This window comes from Streptomyces sp. NPDC028308, from assembly GCF_055565855.1.
On the sequence record NZ_JBVHTO010000017.1, the window covers coordinates 216,587 to 241,518 of the forward strand.

Sequence of the window (24,932 nt, forward strand, 5' to 3'; positions counted from 1 at the left end):
CTGACGCTCCAGGCTAACGCGGCCGGGGGCGGGCCACCCACGCGTGTCAGCGGTGCCGCGGGGGTGCCGGGCGGAGGAGCCGTGCGGGTCCCCCGGTCGGCGCCGGGAGGGGGCGTCCTCCGGGGTCCGGGGCCGCTCCGGTGAACGGGTGGCGGCCCCGGCGCGTACTACTCGGCGACGGCGGCCGCGACGGGGGCTTCCATCAGGACCGTGCGGCGGGGGTTGGCGGTCTGCGCGGGAAGTTCCACGGAGTGCTCCGGCCGGTCCGGCGTCTGCAGCTCTTCGGCGTCGGTGAGGTGCGCCAGCGTCGTGCGTCGCGGGTTGGCAATGTTGTGGAACATCATCGTGGTCTTCACTGTTGTTCTGGACCTCGCGGGTGCGGGCGCCGGGCGGGCCCCAAGGGGCGTCGCACAAGCGCGGGTTGTCGGATTCGCCATCCCTGTAAAGCGTCAGGCTAAACATTCAATTCCCTGGCGATGGCGTGAAGGCGCCATGATTTCCGTGTGAGTTTACTCACTGGGGAGCGGATAAAAGCCGTAAACCAGACTCTCGACCCCATCGGGCGAAACGGACATTGCGCCACTGAACCGCGTATTCCGCTCCTGATCATGGCGACTGGGACACCCGGTCCACCGCAGGGAGTCGTACTGATACGCCCCTTATGTACGAGATCGCTTTGTACGTCTCGTGACGCGTCCCTCACAAGGTGTCACAGTGGTCACAGGCCGGTACTCGGGCCTTGTTGGAGATCCTGCACTGTGCTGGAATTCCACGGACCGCCGCGGGATGGAACCGGCGCGCAGGGGCGCAACGCAGCGCCGAGTGGCGGCGGGAAGGGGGAGCCAGCGCCGGTCACTCACGACCACCAGGGGGCGCACTGCGCCCTTGAACGACGCCGACACCGTCCTAGCCGCCTGTGCGGAGGGACGCCTGGTCCAGAGGTTGCGACGCTAGTGCAGGGACGTTTCAAGAGGGATGGCAGCGCTTCGGCGGAGCCGGAGCCGCACGGCGGGACTGGCCCCATGGCCGTCAGCTCCTCGCCCCAGCACGCCCAGAACCCGGGACCGGCCGAGTCCGGCGGTGGCAGCGGCGACCGCTCCACGCGGCCCGGTGCGACGGGCAGCGGCGCGACGGCCGGGACGGTGAAGAGCCCGACGGGACCCGGTTCGCGAATAGCGCTGCGCAACTGGCGCATCTCGACCCGTCTGGTCTCGCTGCTCGCGCTCCCCGTGGTCGCCGCGACCTCGCTCGGCGCGCTGCGCATCAACCAGTCCATGGACGACATCCAGCAGCTCGACAACATGAAGCTGCTGACGGACATGACGAGGCAGGCGACCGAACTCGCCGTCGCGCTCCAGGACGAGCGCGACCAGTCGGCCGGCCCGCTCGCCCACGGCAACACGGCGACGGACTTCACCGTCAAGGGCGTCCGCAGCAAGACGGACGACGCGACCAAGGCCTTCCTCACCGGCACCCAGGAAGTCGACGACGCGAGCGCGAACGGACAGCTCACGGGCGTCCGCGACAGCGTCGTCGGCATCGCGGAGCAGTTGGGCAACCTCAACACCATCCGCAACGGCGCCTACAAGGACCCCAAGAACTCCTCGCAGACCGTCGAGGCGTACCACCGCCTCATCTCCCAGCTGCTCGACCTCTCCCAGGACATGGCCGAGGCGACCAGCAACCCGGAGATGATCCAGCGCACCCGCGCCCTGTCCGCCTTCTCCTCCGCCAAGGAGTACGCGTCCGTCCAGCGCGCCGTCATCGCCGCGTCGCTGCCCGCGAACGACGACACCTTCGGCTCGCTGTCCTCGAACGACCGCTTGTACGCCCTCTCCGCCCAGACCAGCCAGAAGTCCGAGCTGGACGCCTTCAACAACATCTACGGCGAGGGCGCCGAGGACCTGACCAAGCTCATGGACTCGAACAACCCCACCATCGAGGCGGCGGACCGCTACGCGAGCCGTGTGCTGAACAGCGAAGCGGGCATGCGCTCGCAGGGCAAGCTCTCGTACAGGGACTGGATCGACGACGACTCGACGAAGATCGAGACGATGTCCAGGCTCGAGCTGACCCTGCTCAACCAGATGGAGCAGAAGGCCCGTGAGCTGCGCAGCGAGTCCGAGCGCGAGGCGCTCATCTCCGGTGCGCTGATCCTGCTCGTCCTCGGTGTCTCGCTGGTCGGCGCCTTCGTCGTCGCCCGGTCCATGATCCGCTCGCTGCGCCGGCTCCAGGACACCGCGACCAGGGTCGCCCAGGACCGCCTGCCCGAGCTGGTCAAGCAGCTCTCCGAGTCCGACCCGCAGGACGTCGACACCTCCGTCGAGTCGGTCGGTGTGCACTCCCGGGACGAGATCGGCCAGGTGGCCGCGGCGTTCGACGACGTGCACCGCGAGGCCGTCCGACTGGCCGCCGAGCAGGCCCTCCTGCGAGGCAACGTCAACGCGATGTTCACCAACCTCTCGCGCCGTTCGCAGGGCCTCATCCAGCGTCAGCTCTCGCTCATCTCCGAGCTGGAGTCCCGCGAGGCCGACCCGGACCAGCTGTCCTCGCTGTTCAAGCTCGACCACCTCGCGACCCGCATGCGCCGTAACGGCGAGAACCTCCTCGTCCTCGCCGGTGAGGAGCCGGGCCGCCGGTGGACCCGCCCGGTCCCGCTGGTCGACGTGCTCCGCGCCGCCGCCTCCGAGGTGGAGCAGTACGAGCGCATCGAGCTGGCCTCCGTGCCGACCACCGAAGTGGCCGGCCGTGTGGTCAACGACCTCGTGCACCTGCTCGCCGAGCTGCTGGAGAACGCCACCTCGTTCTCCTCCCCGCAGACCAAGGTCAAGGTCACCGGTCACGCGCTGCCCGACGGGCGGGTGCTGATCGAGATCCACGACACCGGTATCGGCCTCTCCCCCGAGGACCTGGCCGCGATCAACGAGCGGCTCGCGTCGCCGCCCACCGTGGACGTGTCGGTCTCCCGCCGCATGGGTCTGTTCGTGGTCGGCCGCCTGTCGCAGCGACACGGCATCCGCATCCAGCTCCGCCCCTCCGACTCCGGCGGCACGACGGCCCTCGTCATGCTGCCCGTGGACGTCGCCCAGGGCGGCAAGAAGCTCCCCGGCAAGCCGGGACAGGGCGGTCCGGGCAGCGGTGGCCCGGCGGCGGCGCAGGCCGCGGCCGGTGTCGCGGCGGCCCGCCGCGGCAACGGCCAGGGCGGTCCCTCCCTCGGCGCGGGTGCTCCCGCGGCCGGCGGCGGTCTCCTCGGCTCCGCTCCGCAGCGCGGACAGGTGGGTGCCGGCCAGGGGCCGCGCGCCGCACTGCCCACCAGCAACCAGGGCCCTCGCCCGGGTGGCCAGGGCGGGGCACGCGGGCCGCAGGGTCCCGCCGCGCCGCAGCACGGCCAGGGCGGCCCGGCGCAGGGCAGGCCGGCTCCGGCCGGTGCCGGTGCCTTCGGCCAGAGCGCGCCGGGCGCCCCGCAGGGCCTCCAGGCCGCCGGGACCGGCGCACCGCAGAACTTCAACGACGGCGGCACCGGCTCACGCCGGGGCGGCTTCGGTGACGCCGCACCCGGCGGTTTCGGCGACACCGGAACCGGTACGCAGCAGGCCGCCCCCGCGGCCACGCCCCCGCAGCAGCCGAAGGAGTCCCGTCGGCGCAGGCCGCAGCTGCCCGGCCGCGGTGGCGGTGCCCGGGCCGAGCTGCCCGGCGGCAACGCCCAGCAGCGGCCGAGCTGGAGCGACGAGAACGCCCAGCCGCCGGTGCCGCGCGCCTCGCTGGACACCCCGCGCGGACACGAGGAGCCGGACCCGCTGTCCTCGACCTCGCGGCTGCCGCGGATCGACGACCGTCAGGGCCCGGGCGCGACCTCGGAGATCCCCCGGATCGACGACCGCCAGGGCATCGGCTCCACCTCCGAGTTCCCCCGCCCGGACTACGACGCCCCGCGCCCCGGCGTGGCGGCGCCGCAGAACACCGGGTCGTTCGCCCGCCCCGACCTGTACGGCGGCGCGGCCTCACCCTCCGCCACGGGCCAGTTCCCGGTGCAGGGCTACGGCGCGCAGGACCCGTCGACGACCGGCCAGTTCGAGCGGCCGCAGGTCAACGGCGGCGGTCCGGCCGACTTCGGCGCCCCGCGTCCGCCCGCCCAGCGCCAGCAGGCGCCGCAGCAGCGTCCGGTGCGCCCGCAGGAGCCCGAGGCCCTGCCGCCGGCGGGTCCGGGCGACGGCCGCACGCCGCTGTACGACACGTTGGAGACCAACTGGTTCCACGGTCAGGCGCAGGGCGGTCAGGCACAGGGCGGTCAGGCGCAGCCGCAGGGCGGACAGGCCCAGGGCGGTCAGCACCAGGGCGGTCAGCACCAGGGCGGCCGACACAACGGCTCGCAGGGTTCCGCGCAGGGCTTCCAGCCGCAGTCGCAGGCACCCGCACCTTCCCGGCAGGCAAGTCCGCCTGCCGCCTCCTCGTGGCGCAGCTCTCCGAACGACGACCTCGTCCGGCAGGCAGAGCGCGTCCGTCAACCGTCGGCAGGCGGGGTCACCACCTCAGGCCTGCCGCGCCGGGTACCGCGTGCGAACCTCGTCGCGGGCACGGCTCAGCAGCAACAGCACCAACCCGGTCCGCAGGTATCGCGTGCGCCCGATGACGTACGCGGCCGGCTGACCAATCTCCGTCGGGGCATCCAGCAGGGTCGCCAGGCCGGTAGTGGCCAGACCGGCAGCTTCCCCAGCCCCACTCACCAGCAGGAGCACTAGTTGAGCCCGATGAGCCAGGCGGCACAGAACCTGAACTGGTTGATCACCAACTTCGTGGACAACACCCCAGGGGTGTCCCACACCGTCGTCGTGTCCGCCGACGGACTCCTTCTGGCGATGTCCGAAGGCTTCCCGCGCGATCGCGCCGACCAGCTCGCGGCGGTCGCGTCCGGGCTCACCTCGCTCACGGCCGGGGCATCCCGGATCTTCGAGGGCGGCACGGTGGCCCAGACCGTCGTCGAGATGGAGCGCGGCTTCCTCTTCCTGATGTCCGTCTCGGACGGATCGTCGCTGGCGGTCCTCTCCCACCCCGAGTGCGACATCGGCCTTGTCGGCTACGAGATGGCACTGCTCGTCGACCGCGCGGGCGCTGTGCTCACGCCCGACCTGCGTGCCGAACTACAGGGAAGTCTGCTGCACTGACGGCCCTGGTTCCAGCGAACTCACGCAATCACCGTCCGGCCGACACAATCCCCCCACCGGCCCTTCCCCGACGGCACGACTGACCGACTTGCTGTCCCGCCCGGAGGATTCATGACCCCGCCCACCGCCTCTCATGATCCGTACGCTGAGCCGTACGGAGACGAGGGCGACCAGCCGCTGGTACGTCCGTATGCGATGACCGGCGGCCGGACCCGGCCGCGTTACCAGCTCGCGATCGAGGCGCTGATCAGCACCACGGCCGACCCGGCGCAGCTGATGGGGCTGCTCCCCGAGCACCAGCGAATATGCCACCTCTGCCGAGAGGTGAAGTCGGTGGCCGAGGTCTCGGCCCTGCTGTCGATGCCTCTTGGTGTGGCCAGGATTCTTGTCGCGGACCTCGCCGAGGCGGGACTCGTCGCCATCCACCAGCCGGGCGGCGACGAGAACAACGGCGGTGCACCGGACGTGACACTGCTCGAAAGGGTGCTCAGTGGACTTCGCAAGCTCTGACGGAGGCGGCCGGGCGACCACCTCCGCGAAGATCGTGGTGGCAGGTGGCTTCGGCGTGGGCAAGACCACGTTCGTCGGCGCCGTCTCGGAGATCAACCCCCTGCGCACCGAGGCCGTCATGACGTCCGCGTCCGCGGGGATCGACGACCTCACCCACACCGGGGACAAGACCACCACCACGGTGGCCATGGACTTCGGCCGTATCACTCTGGACCAGGACCTGATCCTGTACCTGTTCGGCACCCCCGGACAGGACCGCTTCTGGTTCATGTGGGACGACCTGGTCCGCGGCGCCATCGGTGCCGTGGTCCTGGTGGACACCCGCAGGCTCGCCGACTGCTTCCCGGCGGTCGACTACTTCGAGAACTCGGGTCTGCCGTTCGTCATCGCCCTCAACGGCTTCGACGGGCACCAGCCGTACTCGCCCGAAGAGGTGCGCGAGGCGCTGCAGATCGGTCCGGACGCCCCGATCATCACGACGGACGCCCGGCACCGCGCCGACGCGAAGAGCGCGCTGATCACCCTGGTCGAGCACGCCCTGATGGCCCGCCTGCGGTAGCCGCCCGGGCCCATACCATTCAAGTCGGCAACGCCATACGGCAGTTGTCGTAGATTCGCTGGAGCCGGCTGTGTCCTTTGACACGGTCGGCCTCAGTGTTCATAACGTTTCGACAGAGATATCCGCTCGGGCCGCCACGCGTCGCGGTCGCTCGGTGTCGCTGTGCTCATGAACGCCCCGCCATTTGACGGGGCTCGTTCTTTATGACCGTTTTATCTAGGGCTTACATCACACGGAATGTTGGGTTCCGAGTGTTTGGAAGAGCGCTGCCTGACGTGCTGGAATGCCTGAACTGCCCAGTAGACAGGGCGCTGGAGACACCGCGGCACAACGTAGGTGCCGACGCCGAGAGGTTGTTGGTCGAGTGAGGCGAAGCAAGAACGGTCCCGAGCCGTCGGCACGGGGCAACTTCACCCCGCCGCCGCGCGGAGCGGCGCCCGCACAAGTGTCCGGCCCCGAGCCGACGGCGGCGCCCGCCCCGAGCGGCGGTCGTCTCTCCCCGCGCAACTGGCGCGTGCCGACCCGGCTGAACGCGATCCTGCTCATACCCGTGCTGGTCGGCCTGGTCATGGGCGGCTTCCAGGTGAAGAGCTCGATCGACACCTGGCAGGAGGCCGAGGACGCGCAGAACACCGCACGCCTCGTGCGGGCCTCCCTGACCTACGCCAACCAGCTCATCGAGGAACGCGACCTCACCGCCGCCCCGCTGCTGGGCGGCGCGGGCGAGAAGAACGCGGACGTGGTCAAGGCCCGCGCCGCCACGAACCGGGCCGCCGACGCCTTCGACGAGGCCGCCCGGAACATGCCCGACAAGCCGGGCCTGGAGCGCCGGCTCGGACTGTTCCGCAAGGTCGAGCCCACCCTGGTCACCCTGCGCAAGAACGCGTACACGAGCAAGCTCCCCGGCGTGAAGACCGAAGAGGGCTACGTCCAGATCCAGCACCCGCTGATGGAGTTCGCCAACGAGCTGGGTCTCGGCACCGGAAACATCACCAGCTACGGCCGGACCGTCTACGCGATCTCGCTCACCAAGGCCGCCCTGTCCCTGGAGCGGTCCATCGGCACGCACCTGCTGGTCAAGCCCGGTCCGGGCAACGGCAGCCTGACGAGCCAGCGCGTCGCCCTGTCCTCCTACGCCTACCTCGAGGGCATCGCCGTCGAGGAGTACATCGGCGGTGGCACCGCGGCCGACGCGGCCAAGCTCGACGCGGCCAAGAAGAAGCTCCAGGCCGACGGCGAGAACCAGGCCAAGGAGGCGGCCGCGGCCGCCCAGGCCGAGGGCAAGACCTACGTACCGCCGCCGTCCGAGCCCACCGCGATGGTCTCGGCCCTCGCGAAGCTGTCGTCCACGGACCCCGCGGAACGCCAGGCGCTCGCCACCAAGGGCATCACCGCCCAGAACTGGTGGGCGGTCAACACCGCCAAGTTCAACGCCTACCGCACGATCGAGTCGGACCTCGCCGACAAGGCCGTGACCGAGGCCTCCGGCATCGCCGACGACGCCAAGCGCGACGCGATCATCACCGGTGCCGCCGTGGTCGTCGCCCTGCTGGCCGCCTTCATCCTGGCCGGCATGGTGGCCCGCCAGATGAGCCGCTCGATGCGCCAGCTGCGCAACGCCGCCTTCGCGGTCGCCGAGCAGCGCCTGCCGATGCTGGTCGACCAGCTCTCGCGCACCGACCCCGGACGCGTCGACACCCGGGTCACGCCGATCCCGATCACCACGACGGACGAGATCGGCGAAGTCGCCCGCGCCTTCGACCAGGTCCACCGCGAGGCCGTCCGGCTCGCCGCCGAGCAGGCCCTCCTGCGGGGCAACATCAACGCGATCTTCACGAACCTGTCGCGCCGCAACCAGTCCCTGATCGAGGGCCAGCTGACCCTGATCACGGACCTGGAGAACAACGAGGCCGACCCGGACCAGCTGGAGAACCTCTTCCGCCTGGACCACCTCGCGACCCGTATGCGCCGCAACGGCGAGAACCTCCTGGTCCTCGCCGGCGAGGAGCCGGGCCGCCGCTGGGACCAGCCGGTCCCCCTCGTCGACGTGCTGCGCGCCGCCTCCTCCGAGGTGGAGCAGTACGAGCGCATCGAGCTGTCCGGCGTCCCGGAGGCCGAGATCCACGGCCGCGCCGTGACCGACCTCGTGCACCTGCTGGCCGAGCTGCTGGAGAACGCGACCACGTTCTCCTCCCCGCAGACCAAGGTCCGCGTCACCGCGACCCGGCTGCCCGACGGCCGCATCATGGTCGAGATCCACGACAAGGGCATCGGCCTCACCGCCGAGGACTTCGCCGACATCAACCACAAGCTGGCCAACCCGCCGACCGTGGACGTCGCGATCTCCCAGCGCATGGGCCTGTTCGTGGTCGGACGGCTGTCCGACCGGCACGGCATCCGCGTCCAGCTGCGCCCCTCGGGCGAGCAGGCCGGCACCACCTCGCTGGTCATGCTCCCCGACGCGATCACCCACGGTGGCGGCGGCGAGCAGCAGATGCAGCGCGACGAGTTCACCGTCTCGCAGATCATCCCCGAGCAGCAGTCGTTCCAGGGCGAGCCCTTCCAGGGCCAGCCGATGCGCACGGCGGCCGAGCTCGGCTTCGACGACAGCCGCTACGAGGTCCCGGACGACATCCGGGAGCTGGACCCCGTCGGCCGCTCGCTGATGCGCGAGGAGCGCCGTGCGGCCCTTGAGGCGCAGGCGCAGGGTCCGGAGGCCATCGAGGCCCCCCGGTACCAGGACGGCTTCGACGCCCAGCAGCACCCGTACGACAGCGGTCAGCAGCCCGGGTACGACAACGGGCAGGGCACGTACGAGGACCAGCAGACGACGTACGACCAGCAGACGGCGTACGAGGGACAGCAGCAGCCTGCGTACGACGAGACGTACTTCCCGTCGAACGGCGGCTATCCGGAACCCTCGTACCAGGAGCCCGTCCAGGAGGAGCGGCCCACCGGCCGCGGTGCCGCCTCGGAGACGTTCTCGGCCTTCGAAGAGCAGTCCTACCAGGACGACTGGCCACAGCAGGACGATTACCAGGGCGGGTACCGGTCCGAGTACGCTCCGGAAACGGAATCGTCGCAGGCCGCTGACGTCAGCGAGCGGGACCGCGTAGGCTTCGAGCGTCCGGGACCGGCACCCTCCGCCGTCCACGAGCTGACCGACGCCGGACTTCCCCGCCGCGGATCCACCGGGAGCGGGGACGACGGCCAGCAGCGCGTGAACCAGGATCCGCCCGCTGCCGCGCAGAGCAACGGCGACTGGCGCTCGTCGAACGACGACCGGTGGCAGCGCGCCGAGCAGCTCCGCAAGCCCAAGGCGGGCGGGGTCACGTCCTCGGGTCTGCCCCGGCGGGTGCCCAAGGCCAATCTGGTCGAGGGAACCGCCGAGTCGACCCCCCAGGGCGGCCCCCAGGTCTCCCGCGCTCCCGAGGACGTCCGGGGCAGGCTGAGCAATCTGCGCCGGGGCGTCGAGCGGGGACGCAATGCAGGTAGTGACACGAACGGCCAGGCCACTGGGAATCACCGCAGTGGGCCTGACAGCACCTACAACCAGGAGCGTTAGTGTGAGCCCGATGAGCCAGGCGGCACAGAACCTGAACTGGTTGATCACCAACTTCGTGGACAACACCCCCGGGGTGTCGCACACGGTGGTGGTCTCCGCCGACGGACTCCTTCTGGCGATGTCCGAAGGCTTTCCGCGTGACCGCGCCGACCAGCTGGCGGCCGTCGCGTCCGGACTTACCTCGTTGACCGCGGGTGCCTCCCGCATCTTCGAGGGTGGCAGCGTGAACCAGACGGTTGTGGAGATGGAGCGGGGATTCCTCTTCCTGATGTCCATTTCCGACGGTTCGTCGCTCGCGGTCCTCGCACATCCCGAAGCGGACATCGGCCTCATCGGGTACGAGATGGCGCTTCTCGTGGACCGTGCGGGCACGGTTCTGACCCCGGATCTCCGTGCGGAGCTCCAGGGGAGCCTTCTCAACTAACAGACAGACGGTGCGTTTTGGCGTCCTCAGGCCATAAGGTTTCGGGACGCGGCATCACGGTGATGGGTGCCCGGCACAGTCGGAGGAGGAGAAAGTGGCAACACCCCCAGGCAATTCGTCTTCGGGTAACTGGTCCTACGGCCCCAACCAGGGGCAGGGTCAGGGTGAGGGTTCGCAGAACCCGAACCGGTACAACTTCCCCTCCGCACCGAGCCACCGGCGTCAGCCGTACGCGCCCCAGGGCCCCCAGGGCCCCGGTCCCTCGCCGTACGACCAGCCGCCGGCGCCGCGCATCCAGCCCGTGCAGCCGCAGCGACGCGCACCCGAGCCGGCGCCCGCGGCGTCGAACCCGCTGGTACGTCCGTACGCCATGACGGGCGGCCGTACCAGGCCCCGCTACCAGCTCGCCATCGAGGCGCTGGTGCACACCACCGCTCAGCCGCACCAGATGCAGGGCCAGTTGCCCGAGCATCAGCGGATCTGCAATCTCTGCCGAGAGATCAAGTCGGTGGCCGAGGTCTCGGCGCTCCTGACGATCCCCCTCGGCGTGGCCAGGATTCTCGTCGCCGACTTGGCGGAGGCGGGCCTGGTCGCCATCCATCAGCCCGGCGGCGACGAGAACGCCGGCGGTCAGCCAGACGTGACTTTGCTCGAAAGGGTGCTCAGTGGACTTCGCAAGCTCTAGCGGAGGGCCTTCCCGCTCCACCACGTCCGCGAAGATCGTGGTGGCGGGCGGCTTCGGCGTGGGCAAGACCACGTTCGTCGGCGCCGTCTCGGAGATCAACCCGCTGCGCACCGAGGCCGTCATGACGTCCGCATCCGCGGGCATCGACGACCTCACCCACACCGGAGACAAGACGACGACGACCGTCGCCATGGACTTCGGCCGTATCACCCTGGACCAGGACCTGATCCTTTACCTGTTCGGCACCCCCGGACAGGACCGCTTCTGGTTCATGTGGGACGACCTGGTCCGCGGCGCCATCGGTGCCGTGGTTCTCGTGGACACCCGGAGGCTCGCCGACTGCTTCCCGGCTGTGGACTACTTCGAAAACAGCGGCCTGCCGTTCGTCATCGCCCTCAACGGCTTCGACGGCAACCAGCCGTACGGCCCCGACGAGGTCCGGGAGGCGCTGCAGATCGGCCCCGACACCCCGATCATCACGACGGACGCCCGGCACCGCGCCGACGCCAAGTCGACGCTCATCACGCTCGTGGAGCACGCGCTGATGGCCCGCCTGCGCTAGGCGCGGCCGCACCGCAGCCAGGGGGCGCCCTCTCCGCCGGAGAGGGCGCCCCCTGTCGTGTGCCGTGCCCCGGGGGCCCGGCGCATGCCGAGAGGGCCCGTTCCGTGGCGGAACGGGCCCTCTCAGGGTGCTCGGTGTGCTCGGTGAGCGGTCGGCGGCTAGCGCCAGCTGTGCGGGGCGCGGAAGCCGGGCTCGCGCTCCAGGCGGCGCCAGCCGGCCCGGCGGCGGCCGCGGTGGACCGGGACGTCGGCGGGCGCGGCTGCGGCGCGGGCCAGGAGGATCGCCGTGATGGCGGCGACCTCCTCGGGCTCGGCGTGGCCCTTCTCGACGCGGATGTCAGGGGTGCTCATAGGTCTCAGTCTCCGTGAGAGAGGTTTCCGCGGGGGCACCGCGGAGGGTCCGCGGGGTTACTGCGGGGGGTTGCCGTGCTTGCGGGAGGGCAGGTCCGCGTGCTTGCTGTGGAGCATCGCCAGCGAGCGGATGAGCACCTCGCGGGTCTCGGCCGGGTCGATGACGTCGTCGACCAGGCCCCGCTCGGCCGCGTAGTACGGGTGCATCAGCTCGGACTTGTACTCCTTGACCATGCGGGCCCGCATGGCCTCGGGGTCCTCGGCCTCGGCGATCTGGCGGCGGAAGATGACGTTGGCGGCACCCTCGGCGCCCATGACGGCGATCTCGTTCGTCGGCCAGGCGTAGGTGAGGTCGGCGCCGATGGACTGGGAATCCATGACGATGTACGCACCTCCGTAGGCCTTGCGCAGGATCAGCGAGATCCGCGGCACGGTGGCGTTGCAGTAGGCGTAAAGGAGCTTCGCGCCGTGGCGGATGATCCCACCGTGCTCCTGGTCGACGCCCGGGAGGAAGCCGGGGACGTCCAGAAGGGTGACGATCGGGATGTTGAACGCGTCGCACATCTGCACGAAGCGCGCGGCCTTCTCCGAGGCCTCGATGTCGAGGACGCCGGCGAGGCTCTGCGGCTGGTTGGCGACGATGCCGACGACCCGGCCGTCGAGCCGCGCCAGCGCGCAGATGATGTTGCGCGCCCAGCGCTCGTGGATCTCCAGGTAGTCGCCGTCGTCGACGAGTTCCTCGATGACCTTGGTCATGTCGTACGGCCGGTTGCCGTCCGCCGGGACCAGGTCCAGCAGGACCTCCGAGCGGCGCTCGGCGGGGTCCTCGGAGTGGGTCGTCGGCGGGTTCTCCCGGTTGTTCTGCGGGAGCATCGACAGCAGGTAGCGCACCTCGGCGAGGCACGTCTCCTCGTCGTCGTAGGCGAAGTGGCAGACGCCGGAGGTCTCGGCGTGCACGTCGGCGCCGCCGAGGCCGTTCTGCGTGATCTCCTCGCCGGTGACCGCCTTGACGACGTCCGGGCCGGTGATGAACATCTGCGAGGTCTCGCGGACCATGAACACGAAGTCCGTGAGGGCGGGGCTGTAGGCGGCGCCGCCCGCGCACGGGCCGAGCATCACCGAGATCTGCGGGATGACCCCGGAGGCCCGGGTGTTGCGCTGGAAGATGCCGCCGTACCCGGCGAGCGCCGAGACGCCCTCCTGGATACGGGCGCCGGCGCCGTCGTTCAGGGACACCAGCGGCGCCCCGGCCGCGATGGCCATGTCCATGATCTTGTGGATCTTGGTGGCGTGGGCCTCGCCCAGCGCGCCGCCGAAGATGCGGAAGTCATGGGCGTAGACGAAGACCGTACGGCCCTCCACCGTGCCCCAGCCGGTGATGACACCGTCCGTGTACGGCTTCTTGGCCTCCAGGCCGAACCCGGTCGCCCGGTGCCGGCGCAGCTGCTCGACCTCCTGGAAGGACCCGGGGTCCAGCAGCAGCTCGATGCGCTCGCGGGCGGTCAGCTTGCCCTTGGCGTGCTGGGCCTCGGTCGCCTTGTCGCTGGGACCCCGCAGCGCCTGCGCACGGATCGCGTGCAGTTCGGCCACGCGTCCGCGCGCGTCAGTGGGTTCGCTCCCGGCAGGTCCAGCGTCGTCCAAAACGGTCATGTAGTGACCTTACGAAGTCCACCAAGGAAACCGGGCCGTCGACTCCGTACAGTCTCCGGGCTGTTTTCCTGGTACCACCTGACAGAACCCGGACCGGACGCAGGCGATCCGACTGCTCAGAGGGCCTTCGGCTTGTAGAGGTCGCACAATCCCGTCAGCTGAGAGTCACCTCACATTCACGGGTGGCACATGCCCTCCCCGGAGTGACGCGCAGCGCCAGACGGCGGCCTGTCGCGAGGATCTCCACCCCGGGGTCCGCCCTGAGGACCCGGCCCACCGGCCGGTCCCAGGTGATCTCCAGGGCCTCGCCGGTGCGCGGCGGTTCGCTCACGCAGAGGGTGGCGGTGCGGCCCCGCCGGCGCACCAGCACGCTCGCGCCCGCCGTGGAGGTGAGCGGGCCCGCCGTACCGGCCGTCCAGAAGTTCGCGGCGGTCAGACCGAGGGAGCCGACGTGCACGGCCTGGCGGCGGGCGTCGTTGGCGAGTACCGACAGCCAGTTCCGGTCGGCGGCGCGCGCCGCGACCGCGTGCCGGGAGGCGCCGGGCATCAGCACGTACACGTACGCGGCGTCGACGGGGTCGGTGCCGTGGTCGAGCCAGAGCGTCTGCCAGCGCCGGGTGCGCCGCTCCGTCGTGCTCGTGGTGTTGATGTCGGACCAGGCGCCCGTGCGGTCCTCGCGCAGGGTGCGCAGCGCCGCCGTGCCCCGGGGGCCGGGGAAGACCCATCCGCCGTGGCCGTCGAGGTGCGCCCAGCGCCCGCCGGCCGTGAGCCTCGCGGTGCCGTCCTCCCCCAGGTTGCGGTTGTCCACCACCGTCTCGACCGGGACCCCGTCGGTGGCGGTGATGCCGGCGCCGAGGCAGATCAGCGCGTCCGGCAGGCAGAACCACGACTTGCGCGCCTCCAGCGTGGAGCCGAGGCCCCGCAGGTGCTGGCCCACGGCGGCACAGGAGCCGTCGGTCGTGCCGCCGACCCAGGCCGTGGCGGGCCGCGCCGCGCCCCACTCGCCGCCCTCCCGGTCGGCCAGGCGACGGGTGGAGGCGGTGGTGCCGGGCAGCCGGTACCAGTCCACCGTCGGCCAGTACCAGTCCGTGTACTGGCCGGAGGCCCCCGCCCACCAGAGCAGCATCCCGGCACCGGTGTGCCAGCCGCGCGGGTTCTCGCCGTTGCCGCACTCGTAGTACGCGATGCGCTCGGAGGCCATCGAGAGGTTCGCCGCGAAGCCGGGGCCGCGGTGCACGGCGCGGTCCATCGCGGCGAAGAGCCGGTGCCCGGTGGGTTCGGGCGCGGCCACGGCGGCGGAGTCGGCGATGGCGTGCAGCCGCGCCAGGTCGGCCACCCCGAACTGGGGGGCGGTGAGGACCGGGGTCACCGTGTCGCGCTCGATCCAGCCCTTGATCCGCGCGTGCCAGCGCTCCCGTTCGGCGGCGCCGGCGCCCTCGGCCAGCAGCGCGATCGCGGCGATCAGGCCCTGACCGTGGAAGTGGTCGCTGCGCAGGACGTGCCGGTCGTCGCTCTTCAGGTAGCCGCGGCTGACGGCCCTGCCGTTGACGCTGTCCATCACCAGGCCGTCGTGGATGAGCGGCGCGTAGGCGTGCTCGACACTGTCGAGGACGACCTGCCGGGCCGGGTCGGTCACCTCCCAGGAGGACCCGGCCAGCAGCGCGAAGAGCCGGCCGAGCCCGTCGAGCATGACCTGCCCGTACGTCCCCGAGTAGGCCACCCAGGTGTGCTGGACGAACGAGCCGTCGGCGTAGAGGCCGTCGCCCCGCGTCACGTACGGGAAGACCGGCGAGAGGGCGTCCCGGGCGAGCGCGATCCTGCCGGGGTCCCGGCCGAGGATGCCGCGCAGGGCGACCGAGCGGCACAGGTCGACGCGGTTGGCGCCGGTCGAGGTGCCGGAGTAGTCGAGGAGCATCGCGTCCGGGACGAAGTGGTCGACGGCCGCGCAGGCCGCCGCCCGCTGCGCCTCGGTCAGCCGGTCGTACAGGGCGGCGACGATGTCCATGAGGAGCCGGGGGCTGCCGATCTGCCACTCCCACCAGTTGCCGTACCGGGTGGTCGAGGGGTTGAAGACCGTCGTGAGGACGTGGTCGAGGCCGCGCAGGACGTCCGCGAGGAGCGCGGGGTCGCCGGTCGAGCCCGTGCCGTCCTGGACGTGGGCCTGGGTCATCGTCCACAGCCTGCCGAGGCTCTGGGTGATACCGGCGGGCGGGTCGAAGGGGAGGCCGGGCCACAGGGAGCCGGGTGCCGGCGCCATCGTCGTACGGAAGCCGCGGGCGAGTGCGCCGGTCTCGCGGAGCCGGGAGGCGTACGGCTCCGCCCGCGCGTCGTATCCGGTGCCGAGGGCGAGGGAGAGCCAGCGCAGGCGGAGGGCGTCGTACTCGTCGCCGGCCGCGGGGGCACCGGCGGCGGCCGCGGGGGGTGAGGCGGCGACGGTGGCCGTGAGCGCGGCCGCGAGCAGGAACGAGCGGCGAGTCGAAGTCATGCCCATGCCGTCTACCACCTCACCCCCCGCGGGGGAACCAGGCGTGGCGGTGCCCGGGTGCGTCACCGCACGCCCGGCTCCGGGTCAGCAGCCGCCGCAGTTGTAGTAGAGGACGTCCCAGTGGTTGCCCTCGTCCGCGTAGATGTTGCCGGAACCCGACTTGTACTGCGGGGCGCCGTCGCCGCGCAGGCCGATGTAGGTGAAGTTGTTCTTGACGTAGCCGGTGACGCAGGTGGTCTTGCTGAAGTCGAGCTTGTAGCCGTTCCAGTGCGAGTACGTGCCGCTCGCGTGGCCGGTCTCGGTGCCGCCCGTGATGTTCAGCGCGCAGCCGCTGGCCCGCTTGAGGGTCTGGGCGCCCTGCGCGGTGGCGAGGTTGAGCTGCTCGAAGGACGTGCAGGTGGAGTTGTAGCGGTCGGAGCAGTTGCCGGACGAGGACCAGGTGATGCCGACCTCGCGGAACATCGAGGTGGCCGTGGCGTGGCTGATCTTGGTGACGGCGAAGGCGTCGGTCGCGGTGCCCACGACGGCGACGCCGGGGGCGACCACGAGGGCGAGGGCGGTCAGGGCGGAGCGGATCTTCATGGGGATGTCCTTCCTGCTGGTGACCGTGCGTGCTGGGGGGCGGCTGTGCAGGTGGAGCAGGGAGATGGTGCCCGAGGTCTACGCGTGTCCACCAGAGGGCGGACCGTCACAGCTGGAGGAACCTTCGGCGGCGCCCAGGCAAAACGCACCGTAACGCCATGAACACGCTCCGGATGATGTTGAAAACCGAACGGAATAGGTCTACGGTCGTCCGTGTTGACCTCGTTGAAAGTTAAACAGACTCCGCGGTCGCGACCTCCGTGAGGCTCGCGACCCGTCCCCCAAGGAGCAGGACATGGGCATCTTCGGCCGCAAGAACACCGACGACACCAGCACCGCCACCGCCACGCTGACCGAGACGGCGCCGTCCGCCGACCTGGCCGCGCTGACCGGCGACTACACGATCGACCCGGCGCACTCGACGATCGGCTTCGTCGCCCGCCACGCCATGGTCACGAACGTCAAGGGCGGCTTCGAGGACTTCGAGGGCACGCTGCACCTCGACGGTTCCGACCCGTCGAAGTCCACCGTCTCGCTGGACGTCCGGATGGACAGCGTCGCCACGGGCAACGCCGACCGCGACGGCCACCTCAAGAGCGCCGACTTCTTCAAGACCGACGAGTTCCCGGCGATGACCTTCCGGTCCTCCTCCGTGGAGGCCCTGGGCGGCGACGACTACCGGGTCACCGGCGAGCTGTCGATCCTCGGCACCACCCGGCCGCTCACCATCGACCTGGAGTTCAACGGCGCCGCGAAGGACCCGTTCGGCAACGAGCGCGTCGGCTTCGAGGGCAAGTCGGAGATCCTGCGCTCCGAGTGGGGCCTCACCTGGAACGCGGCCCTGGAGACCGGCGGTGTCCTGGTCTCGGACAAGATCAAGCTGAACTTCGACATCTCCGCGATCAAGAACGCCGGCTGACCCCGGCGCTCACCCCGGACGCGCCCGCCCTCGTTACTCCCCCGTACACGGAGGGCGGGCGCTCGCGTCAGCGGCCACCGCTCGCACGACGGCCGCGACCACGACCGGGCCGGCCGGGACTCCTCAAGGGGAGCCACGGCCGGCCCGGTTCTGCGTGCGGTGCGTCAGTGTGCGGCGGATCAGAAGCCGCCGCCGAAGTCCCCTCCCCCGCCACCGCCGAAGTCGCCGCCCCCGCCGTCCCCGAAACCGCCGCCGAAATCACCGGGGTCGAAGTTCGAGCCGGAGACGTCGCCGCCGTCGTAGCCGCCGTAGCCGCCGGCACCGAAGTCGCCGTAGCCGGAGCCGTAGTCCGACGCGTAGGACGGGGTGGACATGGCGCTGCCCAGCAGCGTGCCGATCAGCAGGCCCGGGAGGATGCCGCCGCCGAAATAGCCGCCGGCCCAGGGGCCGTAGGCCGGTCCGGCGTCCCAGTACGGGCGGCGGCCGTACGCGGTGTCGACCTCGCGGACCGCCGGGTCGAAGCCCTCGGCGAGACGGGTGCGGTCCGCCGCGCAGACGGGCACCTCACGAGGCGCACCGCCCGGCGGGGTCCAGGGCTCGTCGGCGACCGAAGGGCCGTGGCGCGGATCGAAGAAGCAGGGGGCGCGGCGCTCGGGGAGCGGCCGTCCCTCACGGCGCGCGGCGAGCACGGCGAGGGAGTAGCGCCCGTCCTGGAGGGACTCGGTGACCGGGCGCACGTCCTCCGGCCGCCGGGCGGCGGCCATCGACTGTTTCGCCTGCTCGTAGGCGTCCAGCGCGCGTTCGTAGTCCGCGCGCATCGCGTCGTCCGCGCCCTTCTCCCCGGGATGGAAGTCGAGCCGGTCCAGCTCCTCGCCGAAGGCCGTGATGTCCTCGTCGACGACCACGCGCAGCCGGTCGAGGGCCGCCCGCTGCTCCTCCTCCTTGCGGCGCCGGTTGCGGCGGACGAGGGTGTACGCGCCAGCGCCGCCCGCCACGGCGACCGCGCCGACGGTGATCAGCGCGCCGGCCGGCACGTCGTCCCCGCCGCCGGAGCCCCAGCTCGCGGGGGCCGAACCGCGGATGGAGGCGAGGGCGCGGTCGGTGAAGTCGTTCAGCTGGGTCGCGGTGTCCTCGTCCTGGACGCTGGTGACGAGGTTCCGGACGGCCGTGCGGGACATCACGGCGGAGTCGGCGCGCGCATCGAACCGGTCACCCAGCCTGATCGCGTACAGGCCGGTGATCCCGGTGGCGGTGCGCAGGTTCGCGAAGAGGCTGCGGGTGGGGAAGTCCGCGGGCAGGACGGCCACGAAGACGGGCTTGTCCGCCTTCTCGATCTTCTCGGAGAGGGCATCGGCCTCCTGCGCGGACAACTGGGCGGAGGCGGCCGGGTCGACGTAGACCGGGTTCTCGCGCAGTGCCCGCGCGACCGTCGAGACGTCGGTGGCCGCGTGGGCCGGTGGCGCGCCGGTGGAGAGCACGGCCAGCGCGGCGAGGACGAGCGCGATCAGCAGACCGGGGAAGCCCCGGGTCAGTGCGGCCTTCATACCTTCGAAGCTACCCGAACGCGCCCGGAACCGGGCATCCTGGCCGGCCGGGGCCGGCTCCCGACGCGGCTCACCGGAAGGCCGGGGCCGACCGGCGGACCGGGGGTGCCCGGACGTGGCTCCGGAGGGGCCGCGTCGCGGCCCCTCCGGAGTTCCGGTCGGCGGGTCAGGCCGACTTGTACGCCGTCGTCAGCCTGGCCACCGCCTCCTTGTAGCGGCCGGTGAGCAGCAGGTGGTCGGCGTCGGCGAAGGGCTTGGCGGTCGCCGGCGTGAGCCTCGTGCCGATCCTCTGCTGGACGAGCAGCCGCGCCTTGGTCACGGCGGCGCGTCCGGCCTCGTCCGCGCCGAGCCGCTCGGCCTTGGCGGCCACCAGGGCCAGGGCCCGCAGGGCCGCGGAGCCGCCCCCGGGGACCTTCGTCAGCGTCGTCAGACCCCAGCCGTACGGGAACTGCGGGTCGTACGAGGCGTCCCCGACGTTGATCGGCAGCTGGGCCTCGGACTTCGGCCATGTGACGGGCAGCTGTCCGGTGAAGGCCCGCTTCCCGTAGAGCACGTCGGCCACGCCGTCGCCCTCGGTGCCCGGCAGCCAGGACGCCACCAGGGCGTCGATGTCACCGAGCCGGTCCCCGATCAGCTGGGGCCGGCCGGAGACGGTCAGCACCACGCACTTCATGGCGCCGCACACCTTGTCGACGGCGGCCTTGTCCGCGGCGGTCAGCTCCAGGTCGTTGCCGTTGCCGACGTCGCCGACACCCTCGGCGTACGGGGTCTCGCCGACGACGACCACACCCACGTCGTAGCCGTCGGTCGGGGCCGAGGCGTCCTTGGAGTAGTCGATCCTGGCGCCGGGGGCGGCCTTCCGCATGCCCTGGAGGACGGTGGTGCCGTCCGTGATCTTCCCGGACGCGCCCTGCCAGGTGATGGTCCAGCCTCCCGTCTGGTTGCCGAGGTCGTCGGCGTTGGAACCGGCGACGTACACCTTCTGGGACTTCTTCAGCGGGAGCACCCCGCCCGCGTTCTTCAGCAGCACCTGGGACTCGGCCGCCGCCTGACGGGCCACGGCCCGGTGGGCGGACGAACCGATCTTCGATGCCCCACTGGTGTCCGCGTACGGCTTCTCGAAGAGGCCCAGCCTGAACTTCTGCGCCAGGATGCGGGACACGGCGTCGTCCACCCGCCGCTCGCTGATCCGGCCGGCCTTCACCTCGTCGACCAGGGTCGTACGGAAGTTCTTGTACTCGTACGGGACCATGATCATGTCGAGTCCGGCGTTGACCGAGGTGCGGACGTCGGAGGCGTAGTCGCCGGGGATCTGGTCGATGGCCGCCCAGTCGCTGATGACGAAGCCGTCGAAGCCCATGCGGTCCTTGAGGACTCCGTTGATCATCTCCGCGTCGGCGTGCATCTTCACCGGGCCCGCGTCGTCGCCGATGATGTCGAGCGAGGAGTAGGACGGCATGACCGTTCCGACGCCCCGGTCCACGGCGGTCTTGAACGGCGCGAGGTGCACCGCCTCCAGCTCCTGGCGGGTGACCTTCGTGACGCCCTGGTCGATGGTGTAGGAGCCGGTGGCCGAGGAGCCGTAACCGGTGCCGCCGTCGCCGACGTAGTGCTTGGCCGTGGCCAGCACGCGGTCGTCGTCCTTCAGGTCCCTGCCGTCGCGGGCGCCCTGGAGACCCTGGATGACCGTCTCCATCGACTTGACGAGGGCCGGGTCCTCGCCGAAGGACTCGTAGGAGCGGCCCCAGCGCTCGTCGCGCGTGACGCACAGGCAGGGCGCGAAGTCCCACGGGACGCCGGTGGCCCGCACCTCGGCCGCGGTCACCTCGCCGGTCCGCTCGGCGAGCCGGGGGTCACGGGTGGCGCCGATGCCGATGTTGTGCGGCATGACCGTCGCGCCGAAGAGGTTGTTGTGGCCGTGCACCGCGTCGACCCCGTAGATCAGCGGGATCTGGAACCGCGTGGCCCGGGCCCGGAGCTGGAAGGCGTCGATCATCCTCGACCAGGCCTCGGGCACGTTCGGGGTCGGGGTGGAGCCGCCGCCGGAGAGCAGCGAGCCGAGGTCGTACGCGGCGATGTCGCCGGGCGTGCCGAGCGCGCCGCGCTCGGCCTGGGTCATCTGCCCGGCCTTCTCCTCCAGGGACAGCCGGGAGACGAGGTCGGCGACCCGCTTCTTCACGGGGAGCTTCGCGTCCAGGTACGGCAGTCCGTGGGCGTCGATCACCACCTGCGGGTTCTCGGCGGGGGCCCTGGCGCCGGTGACGGTCAGCTTGAGCGGGACGGTCTCGGCGGATTCGGCGGACCGGTCCTTGAGCGTGGGGACGCGTACCGTGCGCGAGGTGCCGGAGGCGGTGCCCGCGGGGAAGGTGAGTTCACCCGCGACCCGGGTGTAGTCGGTGCCGGCCTCGGCGGTGCCGCCGGCCGTCTCGTAGGCGACGGTGACCGGTTCGTCGATCGGGACGGAGCCGGTGGTGGCGACGGAGATCCGTACGTCGGCCGCGGCGCCTTCCTTGACCGTGTGCACGGCGGCGTCGGTGACCACGCTCGCCCGCAGGGACTGGGCGCCCTTGCCGTACAGCTCGACGCCGTCCATGGCGAAGTCGCCCTTGACGCCGGTCGGCAGGGTGAGCGCGTACCCCCACATGCCGGTGAGGCCGAGGACCTGGTCGATACCGCCGACGGGCTGGTAGTCCGTGCGATAGGTGAAGTCGGTGAAGGGGATCTCGATCTGCTTCCAGCCGGTGAAGTCGTCCGTGAAGGACGTCGTCCACAGCTCGGAGGCCTCGCCGTTGGCGCCGCCGTCCTTGATCTCGAAGCTGATCTTCTTGCCGTTGTTCCGGCCCTCCCACCAGAACCGGATGCCCTTGTGGGCCGACCAGTCGTGGGCGGGGCTGTCGAAGGCGAAGTCGTGGGTGAAGCCGCCGTATCCGCTGATGTCGTATCCGCCGGTGAGGACCTTGGCGCCCTGGGGGGCGTCGTCGCGGGCGGTCAGGGCGAGCCGCGGCGGGTCGTCGGCGTCGCCGCCCCAGGGGAAGAGGCCCTCGGCGGGCGGATTCGCGAACGGGACCTCGCCCTCGAAGGTGTCGACGGGCACGGGCGCCGGTTCGTCGGCGCCCGCGGCCGCCCCCGCCGCGGTGAGCGGGAGCAGTCCGGTGAGCAGAGCGGCACAGGCGAGCAGGGCGGTTCTTCGCGCGGACATCCGGTCGAGCCTTCCCATGGGCTTCCTCTCGGCTCTCACGTTCCTCGGAGACGATCAGGTTCCTCTTACGGCTTAGATCACGGCGTGAGTTAACTGGCGCCCCGCCGAGCCGTCAAGACTTCACGCCAGAACCGGTACACGGGCAAGTCCCGTCCGGATCAGGGCCGTTGTCGCTTCGGCTTGTGAACGCGCAACCCCTTGACGAGCCCTGGCAGCCGTCAAATACTCACGGGTCGCACGCCCCACTCCCCCACCCCCAGAAGGGCGGCGCACCATGCACACCGCACGCTCCACGAGGAGAACGACCCGGGCGGCCCGGCTGCTCGTCGCCGGGCTGCTCACCACCGCCGGCCTCACCGCCGTCGCCACCGCGCCGGCGCACGCCGCCGGTGAGCAGGTCACCGCCTACCTGACCACCACGGACGACACCGGCGGCCGCCATGTCACCCGCGGCCTGCAGGCGCAGACGCCCTTCGCCTTCCAGGCGGGCAGCGGCGGAAGCGGCGAGAACATCACCGTGGACGAGAACACCCGCTACCAGACGTTCACCGGCGGAGGCGCCTCCTTCACGGACACCGCGGCCTGGCTGATGAACAGCAGCGGGGCCCTCTCGCAGAGCACCCGGGACGCGACGATGCGCAAGCTGTTCTCCCCCACCGACGGCATCGGGCTGTCGTTCCTGCGCAATCCCATGGGCGCCTCCGACCTCGCCCGCTACGGCTACACCTACGACGACGTGCCGGCCGGGCAGACCGACGCGGACCTGTCCGAGTTCTCGATCGCACACGACCTGGCCGACGTGGTGCCGCTGACGAAGCAGGCCCGCCATCTGAATCCGGCGCTGACCGTGATGGCCTCGCCGTGGACCGCGCCCGCCTGGATGAAGGACAGCGGGCAGCTCAACGGCGGCTGGCTGAAGGCGGAGAACTACGGCGCGTACGCCTCGTACTTCGTGAAGTACCTCCAGGCCTACCGCGACCAGGGGATCCCGGTCGCGTACGTCACCGCGCAGAACGAGCCGACGTGCTGCGCCGGTTACCCCTCGATGAGCTGGAACGCCTCCGGGCTCGCCTACTTCACCAAGAGCGAGCTCCTGCCCAAGCTCCAGGCGGCGGGTCTGTCCACGAAGGTGCTGGCGCACGACTGGAACTGGGACGTCTACGACTCCTACGCGGCCCAGACGGTGGACGACGCGGCGGTCCGTTCGCACCCGAACTTCGGCGGGATCGCCTGGCACGGCTACGGCGGCGACGTGGCCAAGCAGACCGCCGTGCACAACCAGTACCCGTCACTGGACGCCTTCGGCACCGAGCACTCGGGCGGGACCTGGATCGCCAACCAGCAGCGCGAGGACATGCTCGACATCGTCAACTACACGCGGAACTGGGCGAAGTCGGTGACCAAGTGGTCGCTGGCCGTGGACCAGAACCGGGGTCCGCACAACGGCGGCTGCGGCACCTGCTCGGGGCTGATCACCGTCCACAACGGCGACGGGCAGAGCGGGCAGGTCGACTACACGGTCGAGTACTACACGATGGGCCACCTGACGAAGTTCGTCCGGCCGGGCGCGCAGCGGATCGCGTCCACGGCGAGCGCTTCGGTGCCGAACGTGGCCTGGCGCAACCCGGACGGCTCCAAGGCCCTGATCGCGTACAACGACGCGTCCTCGGCGAAGACGGTGACCCTCAACTGGGGTTCACAGCACGCCACTTACTCGCTGCCGGGCAAGACGTCGGCGACGTTCACCTGGTCCGGCACGCAGGCCGGGGGCGGCGACCGGACGGGCACCTTCGTGGGGCTCGCGGGCAAGTGCCTCGACGTGGCGGGCGGTTCCTCCGCGAACGGTACCGCCGTCCAGCTCCAGGACTGCAACGGCTCGGCCGCCCAGCGCTGGACGGTGAAGGCCGACGGCTCGGTCCAGGCGCTCGGCAAGTGCCTGGACGTCACCTCGGCGTCGACCGCCGACGGCGCCAAGGTGCAGCTCTACGACTGCAACGGCACGGGGGCCCAGCGCTGGTCGTACAACGCCTCCACCGGCGACGTGGTGAACACGGCGGCCGACAAGTGCCTTGACGTGACGGACAATTCGTCGGCCAATGGCACGAGGATCCAGATCTGGACCTGCACGGGCGCGACGAACCAGAAGTGGCGTCTGCAGTAGCGGACGCCGGGGTGGAGCCGGCCTCGGCGTCCCCGCGCCGGGCGGGCCGGGCATCCCGGCCCGCCCGGCGTCCGGGGTCAGGCCGCCGGTTCCACACCCGCGCGCAGCAGCCCGTACGTGTACGCGTCCTCCAGGGCCTGCCAGGAGGCGGCGATGACGTTCTCCGCGACGCCGACCGTGGACCATTCGCCCGTGCCGTCGGACGTGGAGATGAGGACGCGGGTGGTGGAGGACGTGCCGTGCTTGCCCTCCAGGATGCGGACCTTGTAGTCGACCAGCTCCAGCTGGGCGAGCTGGGGGTAGATCTTCTCCAGGGCGACCCGCAGGGCCCGGTCGAGGGCGTTGACGGGGCCGTTGCCCTCGGCCGTCGCGACGATGCGCTCGCCCTTGGCGAAGAGCTTCACGGTCGCCTCGTTGGCGTGGGTGCCGTCCGGGCGGTCCTCCACGATGGCGCGCCAGGACTCGACCTCGAAGTACGTGCGGGCGCGGCCCTCCACCTCTTCGCGCAGGAGGAGTTCGAAGGAGGCGTCGGCGGCTTCGTAGGTGTAGCCCTGGAGTTCGCGTTCCTTGACGCG

At 71.1% G+C, this 24,932-nt stretch carries 18 protein-coding genes; 10 read left to right on the forward strand and 8 right to left on the reverse strand.

The features are described from left to right. Window positions 1-167: 167 nt before the first annotated feature. Entirely contained in the window at window positions 168-356 is a 189-nt protein-coding gene (locus ACZ4VA_RS35315) for a hypothetical protein (protein WP_389391773.1), read from the reverse strand. 597 nt (window positions 357-953) lie between these two features. On the opposite strand from ACZ4VA_RS35315, the gene ACZ4VA_RS35320 reads away from it, so the two are divergent. The 8 genes from ACZ4VA_RS35320 to ACZ4VA_RS35355 all read left to right on the forward strand — a co-directional run bounded on the left by ACZ4VA_RS35320 (window position 954) and on the right by ACZ4VA_RS35355 (window position 11,467). Then, window positions 954-4,739, forward strand: coding sequence for a sensor histidine kinase (locus ACZ4VA_RS35320; RefSeq protein ID WP_468084008.1), 3,786 nt, complete (start codon window positions 954-956; stop codon window positions 4,737-4,739). A gap of 9 nt (window positions 4,740-4,748) precedes the next feature. Beyond that, complete coding sequence (locus ACZ4VA_RS35325) at window positions 4,749-5,162, forward strand: roadblock/LC7 domain-containing protein (RefSeq protein WP_010984127.1); 414 nt, start codon at window positions 4,749-4,751, stop codon at window positions 5,160-5,162. 111 nt (window positions 5,163-5,273) lie between these two features. Next, window positions 5,274-5,672, forward strand: a complete 399-nt coding sequence (locus ACZ4VA_RS35330; protein ID WP_059131717.1) for a DUF742 domain-containing protein — start codon at window positions 5,274-5,276, stop codon at window positions 5,670-5,672. Then, on the forward strand, window positions 5,653-6,231 hold the full coding sequence (locus ACZ4VA_RS35335) for a GTP-binding protein (RefSeq protein ID WP_356171890.1): 579 nt from the start codon (window positions 5,653-5,655) through the stop codon (window positions 6,229-6,231). The genes ACZ4VA_RS35330 and ACZ4VA_RS35335 overlap by 20 nt, the downstream gene beginning before the upstream one ends. Window positions 6,232-6,595: 364 nt before the next feature. Then, on the forward strand, window positions 6,596-9,796 hold the full coding sequence (locus ACZ4VA_RS35340; RefSeq protein ID WP_468084010.1) for a nitrate- and nitrite sensing domain-containing protein: 3,201 nt from the start codon (window positions 6,596-6,598) through the stop codon (window positions 9,794-9,796). 10 nt (window positions 9,797-9,806) lie between these two features. Then, window positions 9,807-10,220 carry a roadblock/LC7 domain-containing protein gene (locus ACZ4VA_RS35345; protein WP_030948713.1) on the forward strand — a complete coding sequence of 138 codons (414 nt, stop codon included), beginning with the start codon at window positions 9,807-9,809 and terminating at the stop codon, window positions 10,218-10,220. A 94-nt stretch (window positions 10,221-10,314) separates the two neighbouring features. Next, window positions 10,315-10,905, forward strand: coding sequence for a DUF742 domain-containing protein (locus tag ACZ4VA_RS35350; RefSeq protein WP_355786605.1), 591 nt, complete (start codon window positions 10,315-10,317; stop codon window positions 10,903-10,905). Further along, window positions 10,886-11,467: a GTP-binding protein gene (locus ACZ4VA_RS35355; protein WP_121406158.1), complete on the forward strand. Its 582-nt coding sequence runs from the start codon at window positions 10,886-10,888 to the stop codon at window positions 11,465-11,467. Before ACZ4VA_RS35350 ends, ACZ4VA_RS35355 begins: the two co-directional genes overlap by 20 nt. Window positions 11,468-11,625: 158 nt before the next feature. On the opposite strand, the gene ACZ4VA_RS35360 is transcribed toward ACZ4VA_RS35355, so the two are convergent. The 4 genes from ACZ4VA_RS35360 to ACZ4VA_RS35375 form a co-directional block, all read right to left on the reverse strand. Continuing rightward, window positions 11,626-11,817 (reverse strand): acyl-CoA carboxylase epsilon subunit, encoded by a 192-nt coding sequence (locus ACZ4VA_RS35360; protein ID WP_356171884.1) that lies wholly within the window; start codon window positions 11,815-11,817, stop codon window positions 11,626-11,628. Between the two features lie 57 nt (window positions 11,818-11,874). After that, complete coding sequence (locus ACZ4VA_RS35365) at window positions 11,875-13,467, reverse strand: acyl-CoA carboxylase subunit beta (protein ID WP_356243188.1); 1,593 nt, start codon at window positions 13,465-13,467, stop codon at window positions 11,875-11,877. A 154-nt stretch (window positions 13,468-13,621) separates the two neighbouring features. Then, the gene (locus ACZ4VA_RS35370; RefSeq protein WP_468084013.1) at window positions 13,622-15,958 is read right to left on the reverse strand and encodes a polysaccharide lyase 8 family protein; all 2,337 of its coding nucleotides are present in this window, start codon (window positions 15,956-15,958) and stop codon (window positions 13,622-13,624) included. 78 nt (window positions 15,959-16,036) lie between these two features. Beyond that, window positions 16,037-16,534, reverse strand: coding sequence for a hypothetical protein (locus tag ACZ4VA_RS35375; RefSeq protein WP_355790850.1), 498 nt, complete (start codon window positions 16,532-16,534; stop codon window positions 16,037-16,039). Between the two features lie 295 nt (window positions 16,535-16,829). Between ACZ4VA_RS35375 and ACZ4VA_RS35380 the strand changes: the two genes are divergently transcribed. Next, entirely contained in the window at window positions 16,830-17,453 is a 624-nt protein-coding gene (locus ACZ4VA_RS35380; protein WP_355790847.1) for a YceI family protein, read from the forward strand. Between the two features lie 179 nt (window positions 17,454-17,632). On the opposite strand, the gene ACZ4VA_RS35385 is transcribed toward ACZ4VA_RS35380, so the two are convergent. Next, window positions 17,633-18,997, reverse strand: a complete 1,365-nt coding sequence (locus ACZ4VA_RS35385) for a hypothetical protein (RefSeq protein WP_356243195.1) — start codon at window positions 18,995-18,997, stop codon at window positions 17,633-17,635. A 166-nt stretch (window positions 18,998-19,163) separates the two neighbouring features. Further along, the gene (locus tag ACZ4VA_RS35390) at window positions 19,164-22,196 is read right to left on the reverse strand and encodes a glycoside hydrolase family 3 protein (protein WP_468084015.1); all 3,033 of its coding nucleotides are present in this window, start codon (window positions 22,194-22,196) and stop codon (window positions 19,164-19,166) included. Window positions 22,197-22,470: 274 nt separating this feature from the next. On the opposite strand from ACZ4VA_RS35390, the gene ACZ4VA_RS35395 reads away from it, so the two are divergent. Then, on the forward strand, window positions 22,471-24,357 hold the full coding sequence (locus ACZ4VA_RS35395) for a ricin-type beta-trefoil lectin domain protein (protein ID WP_468084017.1): 1,887 nt from the start codon (window positions 22,471-22,473) through the stop codon (window positions 24,355-24,357). Between the two features lie 77 nt (window positions 24,358-24,434). Here ACZ4VA_RS35395 and ACZ4VA_RS35400 read toward each other — a convergent pair. Next, on the reverse strand, window positions 24,435-24,932 hold a 498-nt coding region (locus tag ACZ4VA_RS35400), incomplete at its 5' end, for an alpha-isopropylmalate synthase regulatory domain-containing protein (RefSeq protein WP_452925247.1).

What these genes read in the sequence shown, in the direction of transcription:
- ACZ4VA_RS35365 (WP_356243188.1), bottom strand. Translation starts at nt 13,467, where the DNA reads ATGACCGTTTTGGACGACGCTGGACCTGCCGGGAGCGAACCCACTGAC.
- ACZ4VA_RS35380 (WP_355790847.1), top strand. Translation starts at nt 16,830, where the DNA reads ATGGGCATCTTCGGCCGCAAGAACACCGACGACACCAGCACCGCCACC.
- ACZ4VA_RS35325 (WP_010984127.1), top strand. Translation starts at nt 4,749, where the DNA reads ATGAGCCAGGCGGCACAGAACCTGAACTGGTTGATCACCAACTTCGTG.
- ACZ4VA_RS35330 (WP_059131717.1), top strand. Translation starts at nt 5,274, where the DNA reads ATGACCCCGCCCACCGCCTCTCATGATCCGTACGCTGAGCCGTACGGA.
- ACZ4VA_RS35390 (WP_468084015.1), bottom strand. Translation starts at nt 22,196, where the DNA reads ATGTCCGCGCGAAGAACCGCCCTGCTCGCCTGTGCCGCTCTGCTCACC.
- ACZ4VA_RS35375 (WP_355790850.1), bottom strand. Translation starts at nt 16,534, where the DNA reads ATGAAGATCCGCTCCGCCCTGACCGCCCTCGCCCTCGTGGTCGCCCCC.
- ACZ4VA_RS35370 (WP_468084013.1), bottom strand. Translation starts at nt 15,958, where the DNA reads ATGGGCATGACTTCGACTCGCCGCTCGTTCCTGCTCGCGGCCGCGCTC.
- ACZ4VA_RS35345 (WP_030948713.1), top strand. Translation starts at nt 9,807, where the DNA reads ATGAGCCAGGCGGCACAGAACCTGAACTGGTTGATCACCAACTTCGTG.
- ACZ4VA_RS35385 (WP_356243195.1), bottom strand. Translation starts at nt 18,997, where the DNA reads ATGAAGGCCGCACTGACCCGGGGCTTCCCCGGTCTGCTGATCGCGCTC.
- ACZ4VA_RS35395 (WP_468084017.1), top strand. Translation starts at nt 22,471, where the DNA reads ATGCACACCGCACGCTCCACGAGGAGAACGACCCGGGCGGCCCGGCTG.
- ACZ4VA_RS35360 (WP_356171884.1), bottom strand. Translation starts at nt 11,817, where the DNA reads ATGAGCACCCCTGACATCCGCGTCGAGAAGGGCCACGCCGAGCCCGAG.